This is a genomic window from Thermococcus sp. (assembly GCF_027066465.1).
GTDB lineage: Archaea > Methanobacteriota_B > Thermococci > Thermococcales > Thermococcaceae > Thermococcus.
Window position 1 is genome coordinate 1 of the sequence record NZ_JAMONU010000058.1, and the last position, 3225, is coordinate 3225.

Annotated in this window: 7 protein-coding genes; all 7 read right to left on the reverse strand. The window is 53.8% G+C overall.

The features are described from left to right. Positions 1-56 precede the first annotated feature (56 nt). Positions 57-1040 (reverse strand): bifunctional oligoribonuclease/PAP phosphatase NrnA, encoded by a 984-nt coding sequence (locus MVK46_RS02550; RefSeq protein WP_297535059.1) that lies wholly within the window; start codon positions 1038-1040, stop codon positions 57-59. Continuing rightward, positions 1037-1420 carry a HEPN domain-containing protein gene (locus MVK46_RS02555; protein ID WP_297535060.1) on the reverse strand — a complete coding sequence of 128 codons (384 nt, stop codon included), beginning with the start codon at positions 1418-1420 and terminating at the stop codon, positions 1037-1039. The genes MVK46_RS02550 and MVK46_RS02555 overlap by 4 nt, the downstream gene beginning before the upstream one ends. Further along, complete coding sequence (locus MVK46_RS02560; RefSeq protein ID WP_297535061.1) at positions 1410-1733, reverse strand: nucleotidyltransferase domain-containing protein; 324 nt, start codon at positions 1731-1733, stop codon at positions 1410-1412. Before MVK46_RS02560 ends, MVK46_RS02555 begins: the two co-directional genes overlap by 11 nt. Positions 1734-1766: 33 nt before the next feature. After that, positions 1767-2075 (reverse strand): DUF3194 domain-containing protein, encoded by a 309-nt coding sequence (locus MVK46_RS02565; RefSeq protein WP_297535065.1) that lies wholly within the window; start codon positions 2073-2075, stop codon positions 1767-1769. Between the two features lie 27 nt (positions 2076-2102). Next, positions 2103-2453, reverse strand: a complete 351-nt coding sequence (locus tag MVK46_RS02570) for a prefoldin subunit beta (RefSeq protein ID WP_297535062.1) — start codon at positions 2451-2453, stop codon at positions 2103-2105. Positions 2454-2515: 62 nt separating this feature from the next. Then, positions 2516-2788 carry a KEOPS complex subunit Pcc1 gene (pcc1, locus tag MVK46_RS02575; RefSeq protein WP_297535063.1) on the reverse strand — a complete coding sequence of 91 codons (273 nt, stop codon included), beginning with the start codon at positions 2786-2788 and terminating at the stop codon, positions 2516-2518. Then, the coding region (locus tag MVK46_RS02580) for a ribosomal biogenesis protein (protein ID WP_297535064.1) at positions 2737-3225 on the reverse strand (489 nt) is incomplete at its 5' end. The genes pcc1 and MVK46_RS02580, both read right to left, overlap by 52 nt.

The following is a 3225-nucleotide window of genomic DNA, read 5'->3' on the forward strand; positions in this document are numbered from 1 at the left end:
AACCAGCTCCCCCCAGTCGAGGGGCTTTCCGCACAGCGGGCACTTCGCCATCTCAATCACCCGTTCTCCCTGAGGAAGTTCTCAATCTCCTTGAGGATTAGCTTTACCGCCTTATCAAGGTTGGCCCTTCCGTTCGCTCCAGCGGCCCCGGCATGGCCACCGCCAGAGCCTTCAATGATGGGCCCCACCTTCTCCATGATTTTTCCGAGATGGAGGCCCTTCTTCACAAGGCTCTCCTTTGCCCTTGCAGAAATCCTAACGCCCTTCTTCTCGCTCCCGACTATCGCTATGTCGGCCCCAAGCTGGAGGAAGACCTTGCAGGCGTAGGATTCGTATGCCGAGACCTTCGAGACGGCGATGATGTACTTCCTGAACTTCCTGATTTCGAGCCTCTGGCAGGCCTTTAGGATAGCCATCCTCCGGGCGTTATCGGTGTTTTCGTCGCTGGCAGGGGCAACGAGGGAAAATATCTCCCCCATCTGGAGAGGAAACCTCTCCAGTATCTCGCTCACCGCTTTGAAGGTCTTCGCGTTGGCGAAGCGGAAGTTGGCCGTGTCGGTAACGATTCCCGCCAAAAGGGCCCTCGCGCTTTCCTCGTCGGCAAAGCCGAGGTACTTGAACAGCTCCCACACGATTTCAGCTGTTGATGTCCTTGAGGAGTCAACAACCGCTATATCTGCTTTAATCGGCCTCTCCTTCTCGACGTGGTGGTCAATCAGGATTACCGTCTTCCCCTTCGGAATCTCAATCGGTTCGAGCTGTTCGAGGGAGGAGGTATCGAAGATTACGACAACGTCCTCCTCAACGGTCGGGTTTTTCTCAACTGGAACGGGCGAGAGCGTCAAAAGCCTTTTCGCGTAGGAGGAAACGCTCTGGGCAACGCCTATTCTAACCATCTCAACGCCGATAAACCTGAGGTAGCGGGCGAAGGCTATCGCCGAGCCGAGGGAATCGGGGTCGGCGTTGTGGTGGCACAGGAGGAGATAGGATTTGTCGCGCGAGCGCTCGAGAAAGCGCTTAAGCTTGAGCTTTCCCTTCATTTCAGCTCCTCCAATGCTTTTTCTACCCGCTCAATAAAGCGTTCTACGTCTTCTATTATGCTCTCGGCCTCCTCTTCACTGGGACGATATGTTGGGTCATAGTCAGCTCGCTCCCTGCTTGTCTCGGCAAGGGAAAGCGCCTTTGCATAGTATTTTTCAACGATACCCTTGTTCACGAACTCAAGCCCGAATTTTGCAATAACTCCCCGGTGGCTTTTCGTGACGACCCCTTTAGCACGAAGAAGGGCACTTGCCGCATAGAACATCGCATAATATGCTCTGCTAATCGCATCTCTGTAAAATCCATTCTCAAGAAGCACTCTTGCCGCTTCAAGGGATTCATGGGCATCGTTAAGGAGTATCTCGACCTCAGTGACCAACCCTAACTCCCTCCCTGCTCACGTTGATATAAAACGCCGAGTTTATGCCCTTCATGAACTCGAACTCCTCGACGCTCAGGACTTTGGGAGACACGTAAATGCCATACTTGAGAAGATAATCAACGACGAGGTCGGCAAGCTTCTTCTGGCTATCCCAAGGGTTTTTCTTGACAATCACGAGAATATCAACGTCGCTTTCCTCACTGGCCTCCCCTCTCGCGACGGAGCCGAAGAGTATGACTTCGACGACGTTGTCTCCCAGCAGTCTCCTGACGTCCCTTGCGAAGGCCTCGGCTAATTCCCTGTGCCTCATTCTCCCACCAAGAAGATGTTGTCAAAACTGAATTTAACCCTTACCCGCAATCTCCCTCAGCTTTCTCTCCACAGCGTCGTAGGCCCTCTCGAGGGCCTCGTCAATCAGCCTCTCGACGTCCACCTTGACGAAGACCGGCACTTCGAGGTAGACCTCGATTTCGAGGTTGAGCGTTTCGTCCCGGTTTATTCTCGTGGTCACCTCGATGTCCTTGACGTCGCTCCGATTGAGGGCGTCGAAGACGTGCTTTATTATGACCCTCTGAGCCAGCTCCCCGATTTCGATGAGCTGTTCTTCGCTCAGCTCTGGAAGGCCGATGTTGATAACGCCCCTCTGCTCCATGCCCACCACCGGGAGAGAAAAGGGAAATCAACCCGCCGTCGGGCGGAGCGAGCTCTGTATCTTGGCGGTCAGTTCCTTGAGCTTCTCGTTGAGCTTTTTCTCCTGCCTCTCAAGTGCATTAAGGCGGACTTCGAGAGTTTCGACTTTCTCCTTGAGCTCCTCGACGGCCTTGGCCTTGTCGGTCTTGACGATGAGCGTTCCAACGGTCTTGTAGACGACCGCATCGTCGGGGAGCTTCTCAATCTCCTCAAGGGCCTTTTTTGCTTCGTTGAGTTCGAGCTGGACTTTCTGCTTCTGCTGGACGAGAAGCTGAAGCTGTTGCTGGTAGCTCTCAAGCTGGGCCAGCATGGACTGGACCTGCGGCGGAATACCCTGCATGACAACACCTCCGTAATCGCGATGTCGGGTTAGAATAAGGGCGGGACTTTAAATAGTTTAGGCTAAACTTCCAGAGAATCAATCGCGACCTTAATCCACCTTAAATATGAGTTCAGCGTTCCCCGCAAGGCCGAGTTGTCCTTGGCCAAAAAGCGGATTACGATTTTCCTCCCGTCGAGAAGGAATTCAATCCTGCTCCTTCTGTATGGGACGGTTTTGTGCTCGTAGAGAACGCTCTCGTAGACAACCCTGGCCGTTTCCCCGTCGGGAAATGTCAGCTCAATCACTCCCTCGATTGGCCAGACTTCCTCAGAAGAGCCTCCTTGTAGTCCCATCTCCTGCCGTCCTCCATAATCCAGATTTTCACGAGGATTAACGGCCCGATGGGCCCGTCTTTTGTAACGTCGAAGCGGTAGAAGTTGACGGCCATTCCCCTGGGATAGTTCTCGATTACGCCGATTACGTCCGTGTTGTTCTTGTCCGCAATAGTCTGAAGGCTCTTGTTACCGCGCGGGACGAACTTTCCGCCGGTGAGCTCGGCAAAGGCCTGAGCGAAGGCCGTATGGTCTATGCCAACGCGCTTGGCGGTGGTTACAACGAAGGGCATTTCCTCGCGGATTGGCCTAAGGTTTCTGAAACCGATTTCGCGCTGTAGTTTAATGCCGTGGAGGTAGAGGTAGCCGAGGTAGCCCCAGTCGTCGGGGTCAACCTTTATGAAAGTCATCTTGAGCGGGTTGCCCTTCCAGACGTTGATTATCAAGAGCCTCTCGTA